20 protein-coding genes and 2 pseudogenes are annotated in these 21,524 nt (G+C 66.5%); 1 reads left to right on the forward strand and 21 read right to left on the reverse strand.

All coding sequences use genetic code 11. The features are described from left to right. Positions 1 to 180: 180 nt before the first annotated feature. The 16 genes and pseudogenes from JWS13_RS05130 to JWS13_RS05205 all read right to left on the reverse strand — a co-directional run. A pseudogene (locus JWS13_RS05130) lies at positions 181 to 1,169 on the reverse strand (ATP-dependent DNA ligase). Positions 1,170 to 1,202: 33 nt separating this feature from the next. Further along, positions 1,203 to 1,616, reverse strand: coding sequence for a hypothetical protein (locus JWS13_RS05135; protein ID WP_241032098.1), 414 nt, complete (start codon positions 1,614 to 1,616; stop codon positions 1,203 to 1,205). 221 nt (positions 1,617 to 1,837) lie between these two features. Then, on the reverse strand, positions 1,838 to 2,233 hold the full coding sequence (locus JWS13_RS45425; protein WP_241032099.1) for a hypothetical protein: 396 nt from the start codon (positions 2,231 to 2,233) through the stop codon (positions 1,838 to 1,840). A gap of 228 nt (positions 2,234 to 2,461) precedes the next feature. Continuing rightward, complete coding sequence (locus tag JWS13_RS05145; protein WP_206004807.1) at positions 2,462 to 2,650, reverse strand: hypothetical protein; 189 nt, start codon at positions 2,648 to 2,650, stop codon at positions 2,462 to 2,464. 975 nt (positions 2,651 to 3,625) lie between these two features. After that, positions 3,626 to 4,318, reverse strand: a complete 693-nt coding sequence (locus JWS13_RS05150; protein WP_206004808.1) for a class I SAM-dependent methyltransferase — start codon at positions 4,316 to 4,318, stop codon at positions 3,626 to 3,628. Between the two features lie 208 nt (positions 4,319 to 4,526). Further along, on the reverse strand, positions 4,527 to 4,772 hold the full coding sequence (locus tag JWS13_RS05155) for a helix-turn-helix transcriptional regulator (protein WP_206004809.1): 246 nt from the start codon (positions 4,770 to 4,772) through the stop codon (positions 4,527 to 4,529). A gap of 418 nt (positions 4,773 to 5,190) precedes the next feature. Then, positions 5,191 to 6,438, reverse strand: a complete 1,248-nt coding sequence (locus tag JWS13_RS05160; protein WP_206004810.1) for a saccharopine dehydrogenase family protein — start codon at positions 6,436 to 6,438, stop codon at positions 5,191 to 5,193. A gap of 108 nt (positions 6,439 to 6,546) precedes the next feature. Beyond that, the gene (locus tag JWS13_RS05165) at positions 6,547 to 6,840 is read right to left on the reverse strand and encodes a hypothetical protein (protein WP_206004811.1); all 294 of its coding nucleotides are present in this window, start codon (positions 6,838 to 6,840) and stop codon (positions 6,547 to 6,549) included. A 118-nt stretch (positions 6,841 to 6,958) separates the two neighbouring features. Further along, positions 6,959 to 7,738, reverse strand: a complete 780-nt coding sequence (locus JWS13_RS05170; protein ID WP_206004812.1) for a hypothetical protein — start codon at positions 7,736 to 7,738, stop codon at positions 6,959 to 6,961. A 223-nt stretch (positions 7,739 to 7,961) separates the two neighbouring features. Continuing rightward, positions 7,962 to 9,053, reverse strand: coding sequence for an ADP-ribosylglycohydrolase family protein (locus JWS13_RS05175; RefSeq protein ID WP_206004813.1), 1,092 nt, complete (start codon positions 9,051 to 9,053; stop codon positions 7,962 to 7,964). After that, positions 9,050 to 9,220, reverse strand: coding sequence for a helix-turn-helix domain-containing protein (locus JWS13_RS05180; RefSeq protein ID WP_196775324.1), 171 nt, complete (start codon positions 9,218 to 9,220; stop codon positions 9,050 to 9,052). Before JWS13_RS05180 ends, JWS13_RS05175 begins: the two co-directional genes overlap by 4 nt. A 67-nt stretch (positions 9,221 to 9,287) precedes the next feature. Continuing rightward, positions 9,288 to 11,297: an ADP-ribosyltransferase gene (locus JWS13_RS05185; protein ID WP_206004814.1), complete on the reverse strand. Its 2,010-nt coding sequence runs from the start codon at positions 11,295 to 11,297 to the stop codon at positions 9,288 to 9,290. A gap of 543 nt (positions 11,298 to 11,840) precedes the next feature. Then, the gene (locus tag JWS13_RS05190; protein ID WP_206004815.1) at positions 11,841 to 12,353 is read right to left on the reverse strand and encodes a hypothetical protein; all 513 of its coding nucleotides are present in this window, start codon (positions 12,351 to 12,353) and stop codon (positions 11,841 to 11,843) included. A gap of 615 nt (positions 12,354 to 12,968) precedes the next feature. Next, positions 12,969 to 14,945, reverse strand: coding sequence for a cutinase family protein (locus JWS13_RS05195; RefSeq protein WP_206004816.1), 1,977 nt, complete (start codon positions 14,943 to 14,945; stop codon positions 12,969 to 12,971). Positions 14,946 to 15,190: 245 nt separating this feature from the next. Further along, a complete protein-coding gene (locus JWS13_RS05200; protein ID WP_206004817.1) occupies positions 15,191 to 15,988 on the reverse strand; it encodes a hypothetical protein in 798 nt (265 codons plus the stop codon). Beyond that, a pseudogene (locus JWS13_RS05205) lies at positions 15,988 to 16,257 on the reverse strand (hypothetical protein); the annotation flags it as partial. The pseudogene JWS13_RS05205 and the gene JWS13_RS05200, both read right to left, overlap by 1 nt. Positions 16,258 to 16,418: 161 nt before the next feature. On the opposite strand from JWS13_RS05205, the gene JWS13_RS05210 reads away from it, so the two are divergent. Further along, positions 16,419 to 16,643, forward strand: coding sequence for a hypothetical protein (locus JWS13_RS05210; RefSeq protein WP_206004818.1), 225 nt, complete (start codon positions 16,419 to 16,421; stop codon positions 16,641 to 16,643). On the opposite strand, the gene JWS13_RS05215 is transcribed toward JWS13_RS05210, so the two are convergent. From JWS13_RS05215 to JWS13_RS05235, 5 genes are all read right to left on the reverse strand, one after another. Continuing rightward, positions 16,613 to 17,794, reverse strand: coding sequence for a DUF2637 domain-containing protein (locus JWS13_RS05215; protein WP_206004819.1), 1,182 nt, complete (start codon positions 17,792 to 17,794; stop codon positions 16,613 to 16,615). The genes JWS13_RS05210 and JWS13_RS05215 overlap by 31 nt on opposite strands. An 82-nt stretch (positions 17,795 to 17,876) precedes the next feature. Next, the gene (locus tag JWS13_RS05220; RefSeq protein ID WP_206004820.1) at positions 17,877 to 18,173 is read right to left on the reverse strand and encodes a DUF2637 domain-containing protein; all 297 of its coding nucleotides are present in this window, start codon (positions 18,171 to 18,173) and stop codon (positions 17,877 to 17,879) included. Between the two features lie 189 nt (positions 18,174 to 18,362). Further along, positions 18,363 to 18,821: a hypothetical protein gene (locus tag JWS13_RS05225; protein ID WP_241032100.1), complete on the reverse strand. Its 459-nt coding sequence runs from the start codon at positions 18,819 to 18,821 to the stop codon at positions 18,363 to 18,365. Next, a complete protein-coding gene (locus JWS13_RS05230; RefSeq protein ID WP_206004821.1) occupies positions 18,821 to 19,609 on the reverse strand; it encodes a ParA family protein in 789 nt (262 codons plus the stop codon). The genes JWS13_RS05225 and JWS13_RS05230 overlap by 1 nt, the downstream gene beginning before the upstream one ends. Positions 19,610 to 20,811: 1,202 nt before the next feature. Next, a complete protein-coding gene (locus JWS13_RS05235; RefSeq protein WP_206004822.1) occupies positions 20,812 to 21,411 on the reverse strand; it encodes a hypothetical protein in 600 nt (199 codons plus the stop codon). Positions 21,412 to 21,524 lie beyond the last annotated feature (113 nt).

Genomic DNA, 21,524 nt, shown 5'->3' on the forward strand with positions numbered 1-21,524 from the left:
ACGAAGCCGCTGTCACCGGGGAAGGGCGACAGCGGCTTCCCTTCGCTCGCACCACGCACTATCCGAAGCCCATCCATTCCCGAAAGCCCGGAATGGGGACGTACCACACCGAATCCCCGAGCAACCACCACACGAACTCCTGCAACGACGTCACTCCTCCTCCTCAGCTGACGGCGTCTTCTACGATTCGGGCACGAAGACAGTCACTGGATCGACGTCCGGTCTCTGCCCTTGGTACGACGGGTGCCGCAGCCCTCCGTGACGGTGACGGGCGACGTCGACCACGATGACGGGTTCGACCCAGCGCACCGCCTCGTACTCCTCCACGGCCGCGGCGTCGACCCCGAGCGGACTGGTGCGGCGCTCCAGGATGGCCAGCTTCTCCCGAAGTTGCCTGCGCACGGCCATGCTGAATCCTGTTCCGACCGTGCCCACATACTGAAGGACGTGGTCGTCGTCGTAGGCGCCGAGCACCAGTGCCCCGACCCGGCTGCGCAGCCTCCCTCGCCTGGAATCCAACCCAGAATTATGCAGCTAATTCGATTGCGCAAAAGCACCTTCCGCCACGACCGGGTTCGCTGTCCAGGCAGGTAGATCGACGACACTTTCTTGAACACCGCACCCTCCATCGCGGAATCGCGGGCCGCGGCCAGAATGACCTCACTCTCGACCTGGACCCAGTGCGGCGGGACCTGGATGGGCAGGCCCGCGACGGGCAGCTGATGGGCAAGGTCGGCGAGTGCGGCACGGCGATCGAGATACGGGGCGTGCGTCAGGTCCTCCCCGTCCAGGGAGAGGACGTCGAAGGGGAGAAATGTCGCCGGCACCTGCCTGCGCAGCGCGGCGCCCGGTCGGACGGTGTGCATTCGCTTCTGCAGCCGCGCGAATGAGGGGCCGCCCTGCGTGAGGGCGACGAGTTCGCCGTCGAAGACGATGCGGCCGCGGCCGCCGAACGCGGCGGTCAGCGCCTCCGTCACCTCGGGGTAGGAGGAGGTGACGACGGTCAGGTTGCGGGTCCACAACACCGGCGGGCGATCGCCGCCGACCGCGGCCAGGATGCGGCAGCCGTCGTACTTCATTTCCGCCGCCCAGAGACCGTCGGTGTCCTCGGGCGGCGGCCCGGGGGTGGCCAGCATCGGCGCGATCAGCCGATTCCCCGCTCTACTCATCGGACGCTCCCGGTCTCGAGGGACCGCGACGGGTCAGGGCAGTCGTTCGTTCAGGCTCGCCATCGCGGTGTCGGCGAGGTGCGCTGTCCACGACTCCAGCTCACGTGTGCCTACTCGCATCACGGTACCGGCGATCACGGCTCCCACCAGGACTCCGGCGAGAAAGCTGGCCGGGCCGAGCGCGGCGGCGGTGTAGTCCATCAGGATGCAGGCGCCGCCGGCCCCGAGGATCGTCGCCACGACGCCGGCGAGGAACACCGCGGTGGATGTGACCTGGCCCTGGGCCCGCCGGAGCAAGCGCCGAATCTCGAACCGATCGCGGTCGCGCAGCAGAAATCCGTCGCGTTCGAGCAGCTCCAGGTATCGGCGGAACATCCCCACGACCGGGCTGCTGTCACCGTCGTGCACCGCGAGTTCCGATCGGAGGGCGCCGATTTCGCGTTCCACCGTGGGCAGCACCTCACCCGGAAACGGGGTTCCCCATGTCGGGGGACGCCCGATCATCGGGCCGCCCCGCTGCCCCGCACCGGTGGTGCACTCAGATCAGTTGGGAGTTCGGTCACGAATTGGTACCTCTCTGTTCGGCGCAGGAAATCGAGACCGGGGACATGCCGTCAACGCCGGTCAACGGTTGTTTTGGGTCGAGTGGTGGCGGTTCGATGAAGGAACTATTCGCCTGAGGCCTCGGGTTCATCGTCCAGCCGGCCGAGACGCACGACCTCGGCATCACCGGCTGGTGTCGCGGTGGTCGGGTCGCACAGGACCGTGCGGCGGCCGGCCAGGGCGTCAAGGGCGATTCCCGGCGAGAAACTCAGCTTCTTGCGACGTGCGGTCTCGGTCTCGGTCTCGGGGGTAGGCGTCGCGGCGGTCAGCGGCAGCAGGTCCTCGGCGCGATACAGGCGCAATGCCAGCGGCGGCCGGTGGTCGCCCGAGTTCCTCCCCGTCCGGGAGAGGCGTGCGCGTTCGTCGAGGCAAGAGCGAAGGGTGTCGGCGGCCGCGGTGCGCCAGGGTTCGGTGTGGACACTGCCGGTGTGGACCGGGACGTGGTGATCGTTCGGGATCATCTCGTGACTCCTACCTGGGTGAGGCACCGGTATTCATCGTCGAAGAGCTGGACCGCAGTGCAGCGACCCGGAAGACCTCCGGCGTGCGACTGGCACCTGTGTTACAGCGGAACGTCGTACACCCGCACTGCCGTGGGGACAGCGTACCCAGACACTCGGACAGCATCGATGACGTCCTCGTGCAGGGCTTCGATGGCAGGACCCCGACACATAGGCCCGTGGAGCAGCTCAGGCTGCGACAGCGACCGCCTCCGGAACGGACAGGAAGATGTCGAGGACGTCGACCTCCCCCGCGGTGCCGTCGGCGAATTCCACCGCAGCGAACTGCGAACCCGCCTCGTCGCGGCGGTATCCGTGCACGATCGTGATGCGGTCGCGGTGGTCGGGGGTGACGGCTTCGGCAATGAGGTGGGACACGAGAACTCCTGTAGGTGGTTGGTGCGCGTCAGAGTAAGTGGCGCCGGGTTCAACGGGGACGCGATGACGGCGGTCGCTCGCCTGTTCTGACACAGTCCGACATGGCATGTTGACCTTGTGACTAATAGCGCCAGTGGCAGTGGCAGTGGCAGTAATTCGACGTAGCGGCGTTGCATCAACAACATGTACATTACATGATGACATTGTGATGTTACAAGGCTTCATGTACCTGCGGACGGACAGGTTCTATGTCATGCGCGATCACGTCGGACGGAGATGCGCTCTTCGTGCTGCTTCCAGAGCTCGCGGGAAAACGCGGTGGAGGCTGTGCGGGTTCGAGGTTGTGCGGGTTCGAGGTTGTGCGGGTTCGAGGGCTCCGGCGGCGAGAAGACCCTCGCACTCGGGCCGAAAGATGCCTCGACCAGCGGGCATGGCATGTCCCCGCCGACCAGTGAACCGCACCTCCCCGATAGGACGACGGCGGGCCATCTCAGGACCCGATCCGGGTGGAGTCCGCCATCAGAGCCCCAACCCAGGGCGGCGGCGTGCCACCACAGGGACCAGCAGCGGTGGCGAAAGCACCGTCATGGCGAAGGTTTGTGCCGCGGGCAGCGACAGCAACCGCGCCACCCGTCGGGCTGAGGGGATCGCGGCACCGACCACGAGGGTGCCGAGCCGCAGAGTCCAGGCGGTCCAGTGATGTCGCGGGCAGCCCGTCCGGGGCGGCGCCGGAGTCTGTGCGCGGCGGATCTGTCGGTGCGGCGATCTATGGTGGCTTCTGCGACGAGCAACAGGTCGCCACCCACTGCCCCAGGCCGGTGCTCCATCCCGGTCCTGATCTGCGGAACTTTTCCGTAGATCGGTCGGCGTGCGGTGGCGGCCTGTTTCTCTACCGTCGACCGAGTGCCGGGGTATGACGTCACGGCCCGGCAGTGTCGACGGGGGTGGGCGCCGGATCTGTCGGCCTCGGGGCCGCTAAGAGGCCGGAGTGCGTCGCGGCCGGCGGGCGGCGAAGACGGCCACCGTGCCGATGACGGTGATCTCGACATCTTCGAATGCGGCCGACAGGGCGGTGCGCAGCCCGTCCTCGTCGTCGGCGGTGTTGTCGAAGGCCTTGATCGGCCCGTTGTACAAGGCACACAACGCGCGGCCGAACAGGTTGTGCTGCACACCGGTCCCGAGGATGGTGGAGCCGAAGAACACCCCGTCGTCGGCGACGACCCGGGCGATGTGCCCGAACGCTACGCCTTTCTGCGGCCAGGTTCCGGGGACGCAGTGGAACACGAAGTTCGCTGCCACCGAATCGAAGACCCCCACGGCCGGGTCGATGGGGGCGAGGATGCTGCCGGTGTGCACGGCGGGGGTGATAGCGCGGTCGGCGAGCCGGCCGGTGGTCATCGCCATCGTGTTGGTGTTGAGGTCCATCAGGGTGATCTCGGGCGCCGCGGTGGGGTAGGTGGCGTTGTGCAGGTACCAGCCGGTGCCGGGGCCGATGTCGAGGTGCCGGGCGCCGAGGTGGGTGTCGTAGTGGGCCAGGAGTCGCTCGCGGGGGCAGCGCCAGGCGTAGGTGTTGCTCCACTGCAGCACGAACGTGTCGTAGGCGGACAACACGATCGGGCTGTACTTCTTGGCGCCGTCCTTCTCCGCCTGCGTGACCTCAGCGCTCATGTGTATTCATCCCCCGGTAATCGTCGATATTCGTAGTGGAGCTGGTCCCCGCAGGGCCAGAGGCGATGGTAACGGTCCCGCCGTGTCCGCGTCGCCCGGGCACCACACGCCCACCCCGTCTCCCCCACCCGAGAACCTTCGCTGTTCGCCCGGTTCTGTTGCACACCAGCTTATTTCGTTGGCAAGTGACCAACAGGGATGAGAAGGGTCAGTCGGTGCGCCGGCGGCGGGACTTGGGGAGGTCGGTGCGCGCGCCCTGGCCGGGCCTGTTGTTCGCCCACTCGATGATCTCCGACCGTTTCCACAGCGGGGTGCGGCCGATCTTCTCCACCGGCGCCGGAGCCTGCCCGCGGGTGACGTATCCGCGGAACGTCGTGGCCGACAGCTCGGTACCGGTTTCCGCCTTGATCAGCTCGAGGACCTGATCGGTGGTCAATCGATGCGGGTTCGCCATCGTGGACGAGTGTCCTTTCTGGTCATTCCCCGGCCATCGGACGGGGTCCTTCGGGTGCTGCCCGGCGATCACGCCTGGCAGGTGCCGCGCGCGGGTCCGTACAGGCCCAAACAATACAACGATGCATTGCAAGGTACGAAACCCCGAACGAGATGCCGTCCGGCAGCCCTGCCGGCGACCCGGACATCGCGAGACGGGACACCAGGAACCGAGTCTGATGCGACACTTGCGATCCCTTGAACAGGAAGGACGACACGTCCCCCACCTCATGCGTCGGTGACCGCAGGGATGCTCGCAGACAAGACCAGACTCGGATCATGCTGCAGGCTCCGGCGTGGCGGGTCAGCCCGATACGAGCTCCCATCGCGTGGGTGGAATTGAACTCGCGAGCCAGCCGGCGGCTCGAGAGAAGGTCGTGTCAGAGTGTGCGGGCAGAAATCTCGAGGCCGGCACCTCTGAGCCGGTCGACGAGGACGTCGCCGAGGGCGGTGGCGGGGGTGAGGACCCCGGCCGTATCGGGGAGCCGGTCGCGGTCGAGGACCAGGCTCAGTGCGGATTCGCCGAGCATGACCGCGGTGGCCCGGTAGCCGGGATCCCCGTCCCCTTTCACTCGGGCGGTGTAGCGGGCGCCGGTCGTGGTGGTGGTGTAGAGGTCCATGGCGAAATACCCGTCGCGTTGCGTCTTTTCGCTGGGGCCCTGGCCGGGGGCGGGGAGGATGCGGTCGAGGAGATACCGGGTGGGCCGGACACTGAGGCCGAGGACGAGGCCACCGAGAATCGCGGCGACGCTGCCCGCGTAGAGGCGGGACAGTCGGGAGCCGCCGACGCTCATCACCTCCCGGTACTTGAAGGTGCGCCCGTACAGGTAGCCGCGCAGCGCGTTGCTGCGGCGCACCACGCGGGTGTTGTAGGAGCCCATCACGAATGGTGCCGTCCACCCCCGCACCGTGGGGGCGATGTCGGCGCCGTTCACGATCGCGATGTCGGATTGGCGGCCGAGGTCGGGTTCGGCGGTGCGGTCGGGGCTCAGCGAGTACGGGGATGCGGCCAACCGGCGCAGCGCCGGGTGGGGGCGGGAGGCGTCGATCTGGGTGCGCAGCGAATCGATGGTCCCGCCCGAGACGCCGCCGCGCAGCGACGCCACCAGCGTGGTCTCCCCCAGGTCGCCGGCGCCGTCGGCTCGGACCGCCTGGTACAGCACGTGCACCCCGAGGTCGGAGGGGATCGAGTCGTACCCGCAGGAGTGCACAATCCGCACCCCACCCGCCCGGGCCTTCTCGTGGTGGGCATCGATACTGTCCCGGGCGAATAGCACCTCCCCGGTCAGGTCGACGTAGTCGGTGCCCGCCGCGACGCAGGCGCCCACGAGTTCGGCCCCGTACTTCGCGTACGGGCCCACCGTGGTCGCCACAACCTGGGTGCGGGCGGCCAGCTCGACGAGCGCGAGGGGATCCTGGGAGTCTGCGATCAGGATCGGCCAGTTCGCGGCCCGCGGCCCGAGGGTGGTGCGGAGCGCCTCGAGTTTCGGGTGGGAGCGTCCGGCGAGCGCGATCCGTACCCCGTCCGGGGCGGTGCGGGCGAGGTAGTCGGCGAGCAGCCTGCCGACGAACCCGGTGGCACCGTAGAGGACGAGATCGAGTTCGCGGTCGCGTGCGCTGTCGGTCATGGCCGCGAGCCTACAAGCGCGGCCGGGTGAGCGGAACAGGTACCCGTTACCGGAATACTCATATACCAGGGAGGGTGAGAGTATCCGCGACACCACTTGGGGGACGTGTCATCCACCCAGTTCAGGATCATTTTCCGGTGCCGGTGGGGTGTCGCGGATGGTCGGTTGTGGTGCAACGTTCGCGGATTCGACCCACAGCCAGAGGTCGAGGTGCCCGCGTCCGTTCGCGGAGCGGACCGGCACGCAGACCTGCGCGAGCCACCGTCCGTCGGCCGCGACGCGGAGCCAGGAATGCAGGGCCCCGGGCATCTCCGACTCCAGAACTACCCCGCCTGCCCTCACCCGTAATGCCAGAGTGTCGGCGCGGATGAACCCCGACGGTCCGGGCAGGACGTGGGCCATGTCGACAACCACGGGCACCGGGGCAGGAAGGCGGCGTAGGACAGGCGCGCCGGGAAACGGTTCGCTCCAACCCTCCAGGCCGGCAGGCGCGCTCATCGGGGGGCCACGGCAGGTTCGGTCATTGGGCGACCCGCAACTCCGGCGCCGGCGACGGCGCGACGGGATTTCTTGTGGCGGTGGTCCATTCGACGTGCCCGCCGCAGCCGGCAACGGTGACCCGGGCTCGGCGCGGCCGGTGGCCCCGCGTGATGGCCTCAACGTCGAGGTCGAGGCCAGTCACCCGCCCCCGGCCGGCCGCGAGTCCGTGATAGCCGGCCACCTCCGCGCGCAGCCGGACATCGACGTTCGGCCATCGCCCGTCGACAGCCAAGACCGCCCCGGCCCTCCGCACCCTCGCGGTGACCGCCCTCACCCGGCTCGGTGAGATGTCCCGGTCACCCAGGCTGACCAGGACCAGGTCGAGGCCGTCGACCAGCACCGCGGCGATCGCTATCGGGTCGTCCCCTGGATCCCGGATTATCGCGCACCGGTTCAGGTCGGCGCCCATCTCGACGGCGGCGAGCAATCCGAGAGTCGGGTCGCCGACCACAGCGGCCCAGTGGCCGGAACCGGTCACCGCGGCAAGAAGACTCGCATGCAGGGACGCTGGGCCGGTGATCTGCGCGACGGTGCCGCGCACCAGCCCCCGGTGCACGAGCAGCTCCGCCAACGGACCCGCGACCGGCAGGGTCCGGATGTCCGCCGCTGCGGGTTGCTCCCCCACCGGACGCGGGTCGGAGCGGCCGATCCGGGGCGGCCCGGCCGAGCGCGCCGGGATCGCGTCCATCCGCCGTCGCAGCTGCTCGATGCGGTCGGCCCTCGGGTCCACCGCCGCTTCGGCCTCCACAGCACCTCCCACGCCCGACACCTTCGTTCGAACATATGTTCCCATACGGCCGCCTGTCGGCGCGAGAGACTCCCAGTTACGGGCCACAGCAGGGACGCGCTGCGGCCGCCAACCGGGCGCCCCTATTGCCCCTACTACCCATATGGGAGATAGGGGCAATAGGGGTTCTATGGACAGTGCTGCAGGTACTCCCCCGCGAGCTCCACGGAGCGCCTACGTGGTGGCGTAGGTGACGTCAGTCGGCTGTGCCGCCGGTCGGGAGCCGGCTCGCCGCGGCAGTGATCTCCTCTGAATAGCGGGGCTCGAAGGAGGGCGAAAGACCCGCGGTGGCCCAGTAACCGTTTTCGGGGTGGGCGGAGCCGATGAGTCCGCCGGCGATGCAGGCGATGGAGTCGGAGTCGCCGTTGCTGGTGGCCGCCCAGGCGAGCGCCTCCGGCCCTGTCAGAGGAGCCGGGTGGCCGTTGTCTGTGGTGGCGAGGTCGGCGACCAGCAGGGCCAGGGCGATGGCGCTGGCCGATTCCCAGCCCTCTCCGATCCCGGCACACGGGTCGCCGAATTCGGCCGGCGACAGCGGGCGGAGCTGTTCGAGGCGGCCCGCGGCGGCGGTGAGGATGTCCGCGGTCCCGTCATTCAGCCCGTCTACCAGGTACGACGACACGTCCCCGGTGATCGGGGCGAGGACCTCCCGCAGATACCGGTCCTCGGTCCAGGTGCTGGTGCCGTGGTAGATCTGCGCGGCGGCGGTGAGGGCGTGCTCGAGGAATCGGCCGCGGCGCTGCGGTGCGTGGCGGGTGGCGTCGGCGAGCAGCAACGCCGGCACCACGGCGCGGGGATGTTTGTGGGTGATCACCGCCTGCAGGGCGGTCAACCCCAACCAATACGGCTGCGGAGCGAAGGCGGTGGGCACCAGGCGCATCACTGCCCCGCAGCCGGCGGATTCGACGGCGCCGTCGGTGTCGTACCAGCGGGCCCCGGCGCGGAGGTTGTGCAGCGAGCGCATGCAGGTGCGGCCCGGTGCGCGGGTGTTGTCGGGGTCGACCTGCCAGAGCAGGAACTGCCGGACGATAGCGTCGGTGACCGTCTCGATGTCGTCGAAGTCGGTAACTTCGGCCAGGGCGTGGTGCACGGCCAGGGTCATCTGGGTGTCGTCCGAGATGACCCACGGTCCGGTGGGTGGGGTGACCGGATACGCGGGCATCTGTGCGTAGCTGGTGAATTCGACCTGGTATCCCCAGGCGTCGCCGGCGGCCAGTCCGGTCATCGCGTTGGCGTACCGGATCTGGGTGTCGGCCGGCGCGGTGTGGTTGCCGGTCGTCGGTGCGGTCATGGGGTCTCTCCTCGCGAGAGGGCGTAGGCGGCGGTGCGGACGGTCTCGATGTCCATCAGGTCCAGGTCGGCGACACGTCCGAGGTAGTCGGCGATCGCGTCCGGGGTCATCCCCTGATCGAGTTGCCGGCGGATCTCGTCGAGCTGCTCGTCGCTGAGTGCGGCCATCGCGGTAGTCCTTCCGTTGTCGCCCCTCCCGGGAGGGGACGTGTCATTTTAGCTGGTAGATAATGTTTTACGCGGCCTTGGTCGCGCCGCCGCCGGTGCCGGAATCGGATTCGGCGACGAGGTCTTCGGCGACCATGTAGACCGTCGGCCGGCCACCGATGCCCTGGTGGTCGACCTTCACGCACCGCAGATCGGTGCCCATCGGGAGGACGACCTCGTCCTCGGAGGAGAAGTTCGAGATGGACTTGAGTGGCAGTCCGTCTCGGGTGCGGACGACCATCATGTACGGCGGGTGGCCGGCGAAGGCGTTCGCGGTGCCGTGGTTGGTGGAGAAGCTGGTCACCTTGCCGATCTGCATGCGGGACCCGACCGTGAAGGCAGCGTCGATGTACTCCTCGGTGCTGCCCTTGAATCCGCTCGGCACTCGGGTGCCGCGCACCAGGGTCATCGGCGCCGTGTTCGGGTTGTGTTCCCGGAACTTGCCGAACGCCGAGTCCAGCTGCGACACCACGGTCTTGACGTGCCCGGACGGACTCGGGTCGCGGCCGGTGATCGCCGCATTGATCGCGTGGTAGCCGCCGCCGGTGTAGGTGGTCAGCGCGGTCCGCTCCTGATAGCTGAGCATCTTCTGCACGAACTGCGCATTCGAGGTGGTCAACGACCCGATGCTCGACGTCTGCACCTGCCCGCCGGGGCCCACCTGGAACCCCCAGGCCTTCAGGTCGCCGGCCTTCTGTCCGATGACGCTGTAGTCGCCGGCGGTTTCCTTGCCGTAGGCGCGGATTCCGCTGCGCCAGAGGCTGGCGTGGGTGTCGGCGCCGAGGCTGTGCGGTGGGATGTCGTGGTCGAAGTGCGGGATCACCCCGCCCCCGACCGTCGGTGTTCCCAGGGCACGTCGGTGCGCCTTCAGGTACGCGGCGTCGGCCTCGGCCGTGCTCGCACCGGCCGCGAGGGCTGTCGCCCGCGCCTGCTGCCCTGCCGCGTCCGCCGCCTGCTCCCGCAGCCGGCTCTTGTGCCGTTTGATGCCGTCGTGGATGTCGGCGCGGGCCGGTCCGCCGCCGAGTGCGTGGGTCAGGGTGTCCCTCGCCTCGGCCATCTCTTCGTCGATCAACGCCTGTTGCGCGGCCGGCGTGGATAGGGCTCCGGCGACCGCCTTCCGGGCCACGTGCAGCCCGACTTCGCCCTTCATCGCGTGGGCTTGTTTCTGCATCTCGGTCGCACCGGTCGGCAGCGGATCGGGCGCGGTCAGGACCGGAATTCGATTGGCCTTGGCCAGCGCGTCGTTCTTACTACTCGCCTGCCCCACCGGGTGGTACGCGTCGCCGCTGCGCTGCAGGATGATGAAGTCCGAGTAGCCGCGCCGGTAGATGGCGGTCCCGCCGTCGAGGAGGCGTCCCTCGACCTCGGTGACACCGGATCCGGTTTCCATCGGAATGGTGCCGGCGTTGTAGACGCCGGTATCCCGAGGAATCGAGGAGAGGCCGGGCTGTCCGCCCTCGGTGAGAGCCTGCTCCGCGGCCGGCGCGGCGCGGCGGTTCAGCGCTCGGGTGATCGTGTCGACCTCGTCGTCGGAGAGGGAGGCGAAGTAGGCGTCGCGTTCGGCAGCGGTGGACATGTCCTCGTGCAGGCCGAACTTGGCGGCGGCGAGGTCGTCGCGGGCTTCGCCCTGACGGCGCTGGGCATCGAGATATGCCTGTTTGGCGTCGTCGACGTCCTGCTGTTTCGCGGCGACCTCGGACTCTGCTCCGGTCCCTTCCGCGGCGGCCTTCTTCGCCTTCCGCAGCCGGGCCCGCATCCGGTTGACGGCCTTTCGGGCGTCGTCGGTCTCCGCGTCGGCTGCGGCCAGGTGCTGCTCGGCCTCCTCCAGCGCGACCTGTGCCGGGGTGAGCGTCGGGCTGGCGAGTTTCGCACGCTCGGCTTCGGCGTGCGCGATCAGCAGTTTCGCTGACGGCGGGTTGGCGTGGACGCTCGGCATCGGGGTCTCCCCCAGCACTGCCGGGTCGATTCCCAACGCCGACATCAGCTCCGGCAGGACGCTCGGGGGCGCCGCCTGCACTGCGGCCGCCGTCAGGGTCATGCCCTGCTATTTCAGGTGGTCGACGACCTTCTTCCTAGCTTCACGGCCCAATCGCCTGTTCGCGTTGGCTTTCGCAGCGGCCTTGTAGCTTCCGCACCCCGGGCAACGTCGACCACTTCCGTGGGCTTTCGAGCGGCACATGTGGGCATCGTACTGGCCCGGCGGCATGTCCCCACATCCGAGTCGGTCTCGGATACCGAAGCGGGCTAGTCGATTACGACGCTGCGCCGCTCGGTGGACAGGGGTGATGAGGACGCCGTCGTGGGACATTCCATTCTCCCCCGGTCCGTTCCGCTCGACCCTGTCATGCCTTGAAGATCATCCGAGCTTCCGATCTCCACTACCTTACAACGTCGAGCTTGTATGTTACAAGCGGAAATCGTTCGCAGGAAGTGTCGTTCAAACAGGTAGGACGCCGACTATCACCTGTTGCCGCGGATTTCTTTTCAGTCACGCTAGTGACCGGTGAGCATCGCCCGTGTGTGCGTCGTTCTCCAGGGCTGCCTGTTCGGTTGAGTCCACGAAGTTCGTGGAGTGACGCTGTCAGGCGGTGACCGGTGCTGTTCGTTCTGAGATCTCAGAGAGCACGCATTCGGCTCGGCCCCGGGCAGTCTCGAAGCGGCGGGTACGCCAGGCGCGGATCGGCCCGAAGGAATGAAGCACCCACCGAAAGAACTGCGCGACGAAGGGGAACGCCGCACCGAACAGGGCGAGCCCCGCAAGTTCATGGAGGATCGGCACCCCGAGTTGATCTCCCAAGGCGCGGAGAACCCACGCGAACAGCAGAAAGAGAACCAAGTGGATCCCCAGCACACCACCGAGGAAGAACTCCTCACTCCCCTTCTGCCGCACCACACGATAAAGAACCTGCCTCTCGGCGCGCGTCAGCCGCAGACCGCGGTTTCTCAACGCATGTACGCACTGTTCGTCGAGGGAGAGCGCACGGTGGACTACATCGGCGTGGAGGCTCATCTGCGGTTCCTTCGTATCGTTGTTGATATTCCGGCTGATCATCAGGGGCACTTGCGGCCCCCGCTTCGATGTCGACTGGTTCACTTTTCCTCGGATGCGATCACGTTCGAGGTGGTGTCGTCAGCGAATACCGCGCGTCGTTCTCCCCAGTCCTGCGCAGCCGTTTCCCTTGCCGCAGTCTCGGTCGTATCCGGCGACCGTGGAGATGGGCCGACAACGGTCATCCCGGCGATCAACTCGTCAACGCCGGGTACCTCGGCCCCCGCTCGAGCGGCGCCTGCCGCCGGGGCCTGTTCTGCCGGCGACTGTTGTGCCGCGGTGACCACAGTCCGTGGTAGACCGCGCGGGCGGTCGATTCCGGCTTGGTGGCCGGCGCCCCCGAGGAACCCGACCGCGACGTACGCCAGGGCGATCGACGATCGAAACTTGTTGCTGCCAAATCTCATTCTCGTCGACCTTCCGCTGTTCGGACTGCTTGGTGTCGCAGCAGTTGCCGATCGATCTGACCACTGGTCAGCGCATCTGGGCGGTGACCGACATGGAACAGTCCCCCGGTGTGCGGGCAAACGAACACGGCGAGGCCCTTCTCCCCGGGATGTCTTCTGCGCACGGCCCTGGCGTCCGCGCGGCTGTGATAACCGCGGTGATGACACAGGCTGCAGAAGGTCCAGCGAGCGGCCGGATTGTGGGCGCGGGAGGTCATACCGACCGTCCGATCTGCAGCGTCAGCCAATCCGACAGCCAGGTGATCGCGTCGCGGCCTGCGTTATCGACGACCAGAGCGCTGTAGTTGGTGTGGGCGCCGGAGGTGAAAAAGCTCGCGGCCTCGAGCCCTTCTCCGACCAGAGCGGCCAGATCCTCGGCACCGCGGGACTGGGCCATGGTCGTCAACGAGCCGGTCAGCGCCGGCAGATCGAAATTCTGCGCCTGGGCGGCGATGGTGGTGGCCGCCTTCGAGGTTGTGCCGAGCAGCTCCGGAGGGGTCTTGGATGCCTTGCCCGAGAGCATGGCCACCGCGACCGAGGCCAGGTCGAGGCCAACGGGCAGCAGTCCGGTCATCGCCGCACCCGCTCCGAGCGGGTCGGGTAGCTGCCCGGGTGGTGGCAGCAGTTTCTCCACCGCGGTCCAGGCAATTTCCTGGATCTGTCCGATCAGGGTGGCGAGCCGGATGACGTCGACATTTGCGAGGATCGACGCCACGAGCGCAGCAATCTGCGTGTACCCGGTGGGGTCCGGGATGACCGAGAGCACCTGCGACACCCAGCGAAGATCGACGGCCGCGGCCATCTTCACCAACGGTGCGAACTGGTTGTTCAGCTCGCCGGCCACCTGGTGTGCTCCGCGGGCGTCGAGCGCGGCGACCTTCTGCGGCAGCATCGTGAGGTTGCGGAGAATGCCAGGCACGTCGAGAGCTGTCACCCCGGTGGCGACGTTGAGGACCTGGCCCACCACCGTGGCCGGTTTCAGCACCGACAGCACATTCGAGGCCGTCGACAGCGCATCGGCCGGGGTGGATGTCAGCGGGGCGAGCTGACCGTCGAGGGTGGTGGCCGCGGCCGAGAGCTGCGCCGCGTCCCCCGACGTCCCGGCCACAGATGAGCCCGAATCGGCCAGCCTGCCCGCGGTGTCGGCAAGCGTCGTCACGGCGGTCAGCGCGGCCGACAGATCGGATTCCCCGGCGTGGGACAGCACCTCGGAGGCACTGTGTTCGGGGCTACCCACCGGGGCTCCGGCGAGCTGTCCGGCGGCGGCGTGCGCGGTCCCGGAGTCGATCAGATCCGCCATCGGGGCGAGTGTCTGTGCGATGGACGACGCCGTTGCGGCAACAGCGCCGACGTTGATGTTCGGCTCGGCGAGCTGCTGTCCGAGCGCGGCAACACCCCGGCCCAGCGCGGGCAGGTCAGCTCCGGAGAAATCCGAGGTCAGCGCGGTCGCCAGTTCGGCACTTCCGCCGACGTTGCTGGTGTCGCCCGTGCCGGTGGTTTTGCTCAGAATCGATCCGAGCGAGCCGAGTAGCGGGTTGTCGCCCTTGCGGATCGAGCAGTACAGGTCGCCGGGATCGCAGATCGAGGCAACTCTGCCGGAGAGTGTGCCCATTCCCTGGGGTCGCGGATCCGCGATACCTGCGCCGGAGGTTCGAGGCCCAACGATCGCCGCACCCTTGGTGCCGGCGCCGGGGTCGGCGAGCAGGCCGACGGCCAGCACACGATCAGCGGGCACCGGCCCCTTGTCGTTGCCGATCCCCGAGGCGAGATCGCCCGCTGCATCGGCGCCCTGGGAGTAGCCGGTAATCGTGAACTTCGTGTTCCTGCACTTGCTCGACACCTCGGTGAGTACGGCCTCGGCCTTGGTGAGGGCGTCGACCTTGCTGTCGGCGTAGGTATGTCCGTTGTCGAACGCACGGGCCATGTACGGCAGGGTGTAGACCTCTGCCCGCCCGCCGTGGGCAGTGGTGATGGCGTCAGCGACCGGTGTGAGGATCCCGACAGGTTGGTGGGGGTCGGCGTTCTCCGAGGTCTCCCAGGTACCGGGGATCAGCAAATTGAACGTCGCCGCACAGCCGGTGGGGTCGGCGTGCGCGATAGCGGGGGCGGTCAATGCGACGGCACCGCCGGCGACGGTCGCGCACGCAACGAGAGCCACCACGCTGCGGGCTCTCGAACATCTTGCGGGCATGGGCACCTCATCTGTCGCCGGCGAGCTTGGACGCTCACCCCTCGATGCGGCCCCGGGATGCCACGCGCAGCGTCCGAAGAACACACACCGATGGGGTGAGGTGCATACGGTGACCGAATTCGGCAGCCAGATTCAACGGGGTATGTGGATAACCCTCATCCGCACCCCGCCCTGCCTCCCGCCCCCGCGCACGCCGTGTCTCTTCCTCGCGTCATGACCTGCGGAAACGACATGTCCCCTCCGGGTCAGATCCAGTCGATGTGGACCGAATCGATGTGGTCGAAGTGGAACCCGAACTGGTCGCTGTATCTGTCGAAGCCCTTGTTCTCCGGGTAGTCGAGGGTGGCGTGCCGCTCGAGCAGCGCAACGACTCGGGCGTGATCGTCGTTCGCGAGGGCGGCGGCCAGTTCGCGGGACTCCTCGCTACTGAACGGGGTGTCGGAGTTCGCGAAATCCAGGGTGCGGACCCGGTAGTCGTATCCCACGTCGGCGCCGTTGCGGACCATGACACCGCCCTTGACCCGGATGACTGCTCTTTTCGGGGTGCCGTCCGGCCGCAGCACCCCGGCGCGTTTCATGATGTCCTGCGCCTTTACGGTTTTGAGTTTCTTGCTGGCGTCGGCCCGCAGCTCGTTGGTGTCCCCGGAGCGGTATCGGGAGACGGCGGAGCGGGAACGCCCGATCTTCTGTGCGACGGCATCAATGCCGCCGAGGCGTTCGATCGCCGCACGGCGTTGCGCGCGTTCGAGGATGTCCGGGTGCGGGATGCGGCCCTGCTGCGCCCACCGCCGCAACGTCCGGTCGGACGGTGGGGTGCGGCCGGCGTCGATCGCGGCCTGCCGCAGACCGTCGTTGCCGAGCTCGGTGCGCAGCTGTTTGATCGAGACTTTGCTGGTCAGTGCGGCCAGTCCGCCGCTCTTGACCTGCTTCGATTTTTCGACACCGCTGGTCGCGGCGTCGGCGACGTTCACTTTGAGGCCGTCGAGGCCGACCGCCTGCTGCGGCGGCTTGGTGGTGCGGGGTGTGGGAAGGTGCAGGGCCATCAGAGCACCCCCTCCCCGTCGTTCTCGTCGGCGAAGACCGCATTGATTGCCAGGTTCACCTCGTGCACGTCCTGCGCCGACGCCACGGCGGACAGGAGTGTGTCGGTGAGGACGGTGTCCTTCTCCACCGCCATCTTCCCCAGTGCCGCGCTCGGGTCGGCGAGATCCTCGCCACCGGCGAGGAGGTACACCCAGGAGTCGGTGACGGTGCGGACCGGCCAACGACCTGCCTCGCGGGCGATCCGCATCGCCACGCGGCGGCCCCACCGGTCAACTCCCGCCCGGACGGCGTATACGTCCCCGCCGCGGTGACGATCACCGCATGACCGTCGGCCTCGTCACCGACCGGCAACGCCTCCCATAGCGGCGGCGACGCTGCGGGCGCTTCGTCTGCAACACCGACCTCCGTTGCATCCTCGTCCGACGTTGCTTGAGCGCAGACGTCCTGGTGCGCAACGTCGACTTCTGTTGCGTCCGCAACGGGCGAGTATTGCACCGTAACGTCGGATTCGATGGCCCTCGTTGCCGCACCGGCGTCCACCGGGGTATCGCCCTCGGCCGCCTCGTCGGCGGTGAGGTCGAAGAGCACGAACTGATCGTCGCCGCCCTCCCCCCGGTGGGGCATCAGCGCGCCCCCACCAGCGCGTACTGCTGATCAGGTGTTGCCGCATTGCGAATGTCCGTTGCATCGTCGACCTCGGGCAGCGGCGGTGTCCGGAATCCAGCATCCACTGCGCGGTGCGCGACCTTGTCGAAACGGCGCATTGCGGTGGAGGACGCCTTGGCCCGCGTTATCGTCGCAATTTCGGCGTAGCTGAGGTTCTCGGTGATCCGGAGACGGGCGGTTTCCTTGACGACGGGTTCGAAGTCATCGCAGGAGTCGATGAAGGCGAGGAGGTTCTCGATGGTCTGCTCCTCGTCCGGCAACACGTAGAGCTCTTGGGAGTCCTCGCTCGGCGCATTGCGGACTACCCCCTGCTGCCCCAGGTCTGCAATGTCCGCAACGCTGTCCGCGTCCGCAACGTCGGCAACGGCCGACTCCGTGGGGAGAGCAACGGGGCTCAGGTCCTCAACCTGGGCCGAATCTGCGGTCTCGCCTACGGGGGTCGAGGCCGCAGCGGCGACGGGAACATCGATCGGGACAACACCAACCGGGATGTCACCGGGCACCGGCGCAACGTCTGTCGCATTGCGCTGGTAGTGCTGCGAGGTCTGCCGGATCCGCTCGTCGCGGTGTTCGGATTCCACAGCGCTTTCCCGCTGTTCCTGGTCGCGAGATTCTTGGACGCGCGCGGTGGAGGCTTGGGCGATCCCGATCGCCCTGATGAGGATCCCGCAGCCGTGGGTAAAGGCGAGGACCAGGAGCGGCGCAATGACCGCAATGAGCGCAGCTCCTATCGGGGAGAGCGGTGTGTACCCCAGATCGGCGCCGGCTGCCACCTTCTGTCCGGCTCGGGTTGCCCATTGATCTGCGTGGTACGCGTTCCCGACGACGCTGATGAAAACGACGATGACAGCGAGCGCCTTGAAGAATCGCTTACCCGGCACGCCGTCGATCTTGCTCAGCGTAACGACCGCGATCGTTGCGCCCATGATTGCGCCGTCGACGATCAGCGGGAAGATCCACGTGAGTGAGTGCGGAATCCCGGCTTGCTGTGCGAGGTCACGCAGGACCGCGAAGGACAGCACAAAGGCACCTACGGTGATTCCGATCGAAATGAGGATTCCAAGGACCAACGAAACAATCAGGCTGGCGAGCTGGATTTGTCCTCGTCGAGGCTTAAGTCGGAGCTTAAAGTTGGCCATGATCGGGTTTTCCTTCCACGGGGTCCCGGTCGATGAGGCTCCGCCGGCTAGGCCCCGGCGGGGTCTCTCTGTTTGTCGGTCGTCAGCGAATCGTGCCTGGCGAGAGCTGTGCACTTCCCACCGGACGCGTTGCGGTTGCAATGCCGTTGCGGTTGATCGTCCGGAGCGCAACGACGGCAATCGTTGCGCTCAGCATTGCGCTGTCGACGATCGGTGGGAAGATCCACGCGAGTGAGTGCGGAATCCCGTCTTGCAATGCGAATTCACGCAACACCGCGAAAGACAGCATGAACGCAACTACGGCGATTGCCACCGCAATGCCGACTGCGAAGATGCTGCGGCGCTGGACTCGTAATGCTCGGAGATTAAGGTCGGTCATGATCGGGTTTTCCTTCCACGGGGTCCCGGTCAATGAGGCCCCGCCGGCTAGGCCCCGGCGGGGTCTCTTTTCGTTGCGGCCGTTGCACGGCCATACCTTTGCAATGCTGTTTGTGCTGGCAGGTTTCATATCCGGCTTCGGCGCAACGTTGCGCATATAACCCATATGGCGACTGCTTGCCCATATGGGCTATATGGCGATTTCGTTGGCAGGCGCGGGGAAAGGTTCGCCGTTGTTGTACTGGGTTTCGAGTTTGGTGCACAGCTGGTCGATCGCGGTGCGGATGAACATCTGCTGGCTCTTGATCCCGGTCCGGGGGCGGGTGTGTTCGAGCGCTGCGACCATGCGGTCCTTCAGTTCTTCATCCAGAGACAGCAGGATGTCGGTGGTCTGAGCCTTGCGCTTCTTCTCTGCGGCCGGTTTCGTCGACTCCGGTGCAGCCTTGCGTTGCCGCGGCGTTGCAGACGATGCTGCAGAGCGAGTAACTGTTGCGGGCGCGTCAGACGACGTTGCGGGCGCGTCAGACGACGTTGCGGGCGACTCCGATGCAACGGCCTCTGGCATTGCGGTTGTCGTTGCCGCTGCCTGAGCGAACGTGTTGCGCGCACTGCGAGGCACGGGTCGGGCGGGCTGGGGAATTTTGCTCATCAGAGTGCCACCTTCTCCAGGATCTCGATGAAGTTGTTGTGAAGGTTGCGGGACCAGACCGGATTGGAGGGGTGTTCATCGAACCCCATACCGACGTTGGTCAGCTTGGAGATGTCTGCTTTCTGAATGATCGGGTCGCCAAGCAAAGCGATACCGTCTGCAGCCGCGTACTCCTTGAGGTAGGAGACAACGTCCGCGTGGTCGTTGCGACGGCCGTCAAGCTTGTTGATGACAATCCCCGCGATGGGAAGGACCTTGTCCATGTACTCAGCCAGGTCTTCCAGTGCGTTCTGGATCGAATTGAGGCCGTCCACTGCGTCCGGCTCCGGGTTAACGACGATCAGAAGATTGTCGGCGGCGTACAGGGCGCTTCGGGACACTAGGTCAATCGCAGGGCGGCAGTCGATCAGGACGTGCTCGTAGTCGCCAGCGACCGGCTTGAGCGCGCGAGCGAAGGACATCTCTCCCCCGGGCTTGGTTCCCAGCTGGTCCGAAACCGCCTGAAGTTCAGCGAAGCCCGACGGCACTACGTGTATTTCTTCACGCCGTGCGGCGAAGATCGCGTCATGAATCGGCAAATCCGTCGATCGGTCGAGTACATCTGCGAGCGAATTCGGCGCTGGCTCAGATGTCGTGTACCCGGTGAGGTGCTTAGTGGAGTTGCCTTGCATATCCGCGTCGACCAGCAGGACCGGCCTGCGGATTGCGGCAGCGGCATGCGAGAGCCCATTGGCGACCACCGTCTTTCCGACGCCGCCCTTGAGGTTCGCGATCGCCGTGATCGTCATATTCCTCCCTTTCCTATTCCCATATGGGCACTTATATAAGCTTATATTACCTTACAATTCCTACGCATACATCTGATCTACTTCCCTTAGCTAGCTAGATCGTATGTAGCCCAAGGACACATAGCCTGCAATGACATGCAGTTATCTAAGGAAACTTCAGAACATCTCTGCTATCGGAATCACCACTAACAACAGCTGGTCTGGGCTGCACTCTGCTGAGCTGCGCTCTAATGCGCCCTACTGGGCTGTGCTCTGCTGAGCTGCGCTCTAATGCGCCCTACTGGGCTGTGCCCTACTGGGCTGTGCTCTGCTGAGCTGCGCTCTAATGCGCCCTACTGGGCTGTGCCCTACTGGGCTGTGCTCTGCTGAGCTGTGCTCTGCTGAGCTGCGCTCTAATGCGCCCTACTGGGCTGTGCTCCGGTGGGCTCTGCTGGGCTCATCGGAGATCCGCTGACGTTCCAGAACATCAGTCAGAAACCAATGCGGAAGCTCACGGCATATGAAGCAATAGGGTGGAAGAATCCTCTCGCGACTTCGCACATCACCAGAAACCAAGACCGCGCCCACGGGTGGTGGCTTTCGAGCGTGACTTACCCGTCAAACGAGGATGGCGGGGGATGGCCCCCGGAGATGGGACCGTGAGCAATGAAGAGACTCGGAGCCAGACCCCACGAGAAGCAACGGCCGCAGAGAGGACCTCACTGCCGCCTGCGGAGCCCAAGCAGGATCTTGGCGTTGACCTCCGGCCCAATTCCGGGCCGCTTGAGGTGAACCAGCACACTGCTGCAGTCGTCGCTGGCCCGCCAGTGGAGGTAGAGGATTCGGAACCCTGCGCCCCCTGAGATGTCAATCGCTCACATTGACATGGGAAAACGGCACGTCCCCACTAAACGACCAGCGATGCATCGTCCGCGGAAATCGAGCAACACCAACGGAACCCGCCGGCTCGGTGATTTGAGGAAGCGACTTGGGTGTTGCGGTGTTCGAGTTCGCCCGCACGGGCATCCAGCTCCCGGCGGCGTGGAGTTCCCGGGAGGGCTCTTCCCCCGGCCAATCCCCAACGGTGAAATGCTGCGGACAGCGTTCGGCCAGCTCCAGCCGCGTACAGCGTGTCTCGATCAAGCGCTCGTGCGATTTCCGTCCAGCGCGTGGTGTCAATTCAATTTCTGCCACCTCCAGTGAAACTTGGTCGGCAACGGATCTCAGCGTCGGACGGAGACATTCTTGCGGGAGGGCCCATGGACGGTGACACCGCGTTGGGTGGTTGCTCTGGCGTTTTCGCTGAGAACGAGGTGCGTGTTGCCGCCGGCGTGGACCACCGCATCACCTTCGGCGTAGACAACGGCGTTGTCATAGGCGTTGACGAAGGTGCTGTCCGTCGCATTGACCTGGGCGTTGTCGCAGGCGTTGATGGTGGCGTGGTTGCGTGCGATCACGCCACAATGATCGAACGCGTCGACGATGGTGTTGGTGTAGGCGTAGAGGCGCACATGCCCTGTGATTTGTAGTCGGGCAGCGTCGGTGGCCACGATCTGCGCGGTCTCCGGGAGCGGGGTATCGAGGTGAATGCGCACCAGAGACGTACCGATGATGCGGATGGTCCACTCGTCCGTCCTGGCTTTGGCGAACGTGCGGTCGTCGAGGTCTATCTCACTTCCAGCAGTGTCGACGACGACAGAGGTAGTCCCGGTACGTAGCCGTTCGCGGACAGAGTCGGAGTTTTTGCTGACCTGCGCTGTTCGTTGCTGGCGAGTGGGGGAGCGGCGCGGTCTGGCTTTCGCCTTCGTCTGGCTCGTCGACACGTGAGATTCCGTCCTCGGGGTAGGGGCGGGGGTGAACGCGGCGGTTTGCGGCATCCTATGCCCAAATCCTTCGTGGCTGCGGGAACCCATGGAGTAACGCCCTTCGTTTCGTG

The organism is Rhodococcus pseudokoreensis (assembly GCF_017068395.1).
Lineage (GTDB): Bacteria > Actinomycetota > Actinomycetes > Mycobacteriales > Mycobacteriaceae > Rhodococcus_F > Rhodococcus_F pseudokoreensis.

Bases quoted from the DNA above. Each gene is read 5' to 3' on its own strand.
- JWS13_RS05180 (WP_196775324.1), bottom strand. From the start codon at position 9,220: ATGGCCGCACTCAGCGACGAGCAGCTCGACGAGATCCGCCGGCAACTC.
- JWS13_RS05230 (WP_206004821.1), bottom strand. From the start codon at position 19,609: ATGACGATCACGGCGATCGCGAACCTCAAGGGCGGCGTCGGAAAGACG.
- JWS13_RS05175 (WP_206004813.1), bottom strand. From the start codon at position 9,053: ATGACCGCACCGACGACCGGCAACCACACCGCGCCGGCCGACACCCAG.
- JWS13_RS45425 (WP_241032099.1), bottom strand. From the start codon at position 2,233: ATGATCCCGAACGATCACCACGTCCCGGTCCACACCGGCAGTGTCCAC.
- JWS13_RS05155 (WP_206004809.1), bottom strand. From the start codon at position 4,772: ATGGCGAACCCGCATCGATTGACCACCGATCAGGTCCTCGAGCTGATC.
- JWS13_RS05185 (WP_206004814.1), bottom strand. From the start codon at position 11,297: ATGACCCTGACGGCGGCCGCAGTGCAGGCGGCGCCCCCGAGCGTCCTG.
- JWS13_RS05165 (WP_206004811.1), bottom strand. From the start codon at position 6,840: ATGGCCCACGTCCTGCCCGGACCGTCGGGGTTCATCCGCGCCGACACT.
- JWS13_RS05195 (WP_206004816.1), bottom strand. From the start codon at position 14,945: ATGCCCGCAAGATGTTCGAGAGCCCGCAGCGTGGTGGCTCTCGTTGCG.
- JWS13_RS05215 (WP_206004819.1), bottom strand. From the start codon at position 17,794: ATGGCCAACTTTAAGCTCCGACTTAAGCCTCGACGAGGACAAATCCAG.
- JWS13_RS05220 (WP_206004820.1), bottom strand. From the start codon at position 18,173: ATGACCGACCTTAATCTCCGAGCATTACGAGTCCAGCGCCGCAGCATC.
- JWS13_RS05225 (WP_241032100.1), bottom strand. From the start codon at position 18,821: ATGAGCAAAATTCCCCAGCCCGCCCGACCCGTGCCTCGCAGTGCGCGC.
- JWS13_RS05150 (WP_206004808.1), bottom strand. From the start codon at position 4,318: ATGAGCGCTGAGGTCACGCAGGCGGAGAAGGACGGCGCCAAGAAGTAC.
- JWS13_RS05160 (WP_206004810.1), bottom strand. From the start codon at position 6,438: ATGACCGACAGCGCACGCGACCGCGAACTCGATCTCGTCCTCTACGGT.
- JWS13_RS05200 (WP_206004817.1), bottom strand. From the start codon at position 15,988: ATGGCCCTGCACCTTCCCACACCCCGCACCACCAAGCCGCCGCAGCAG.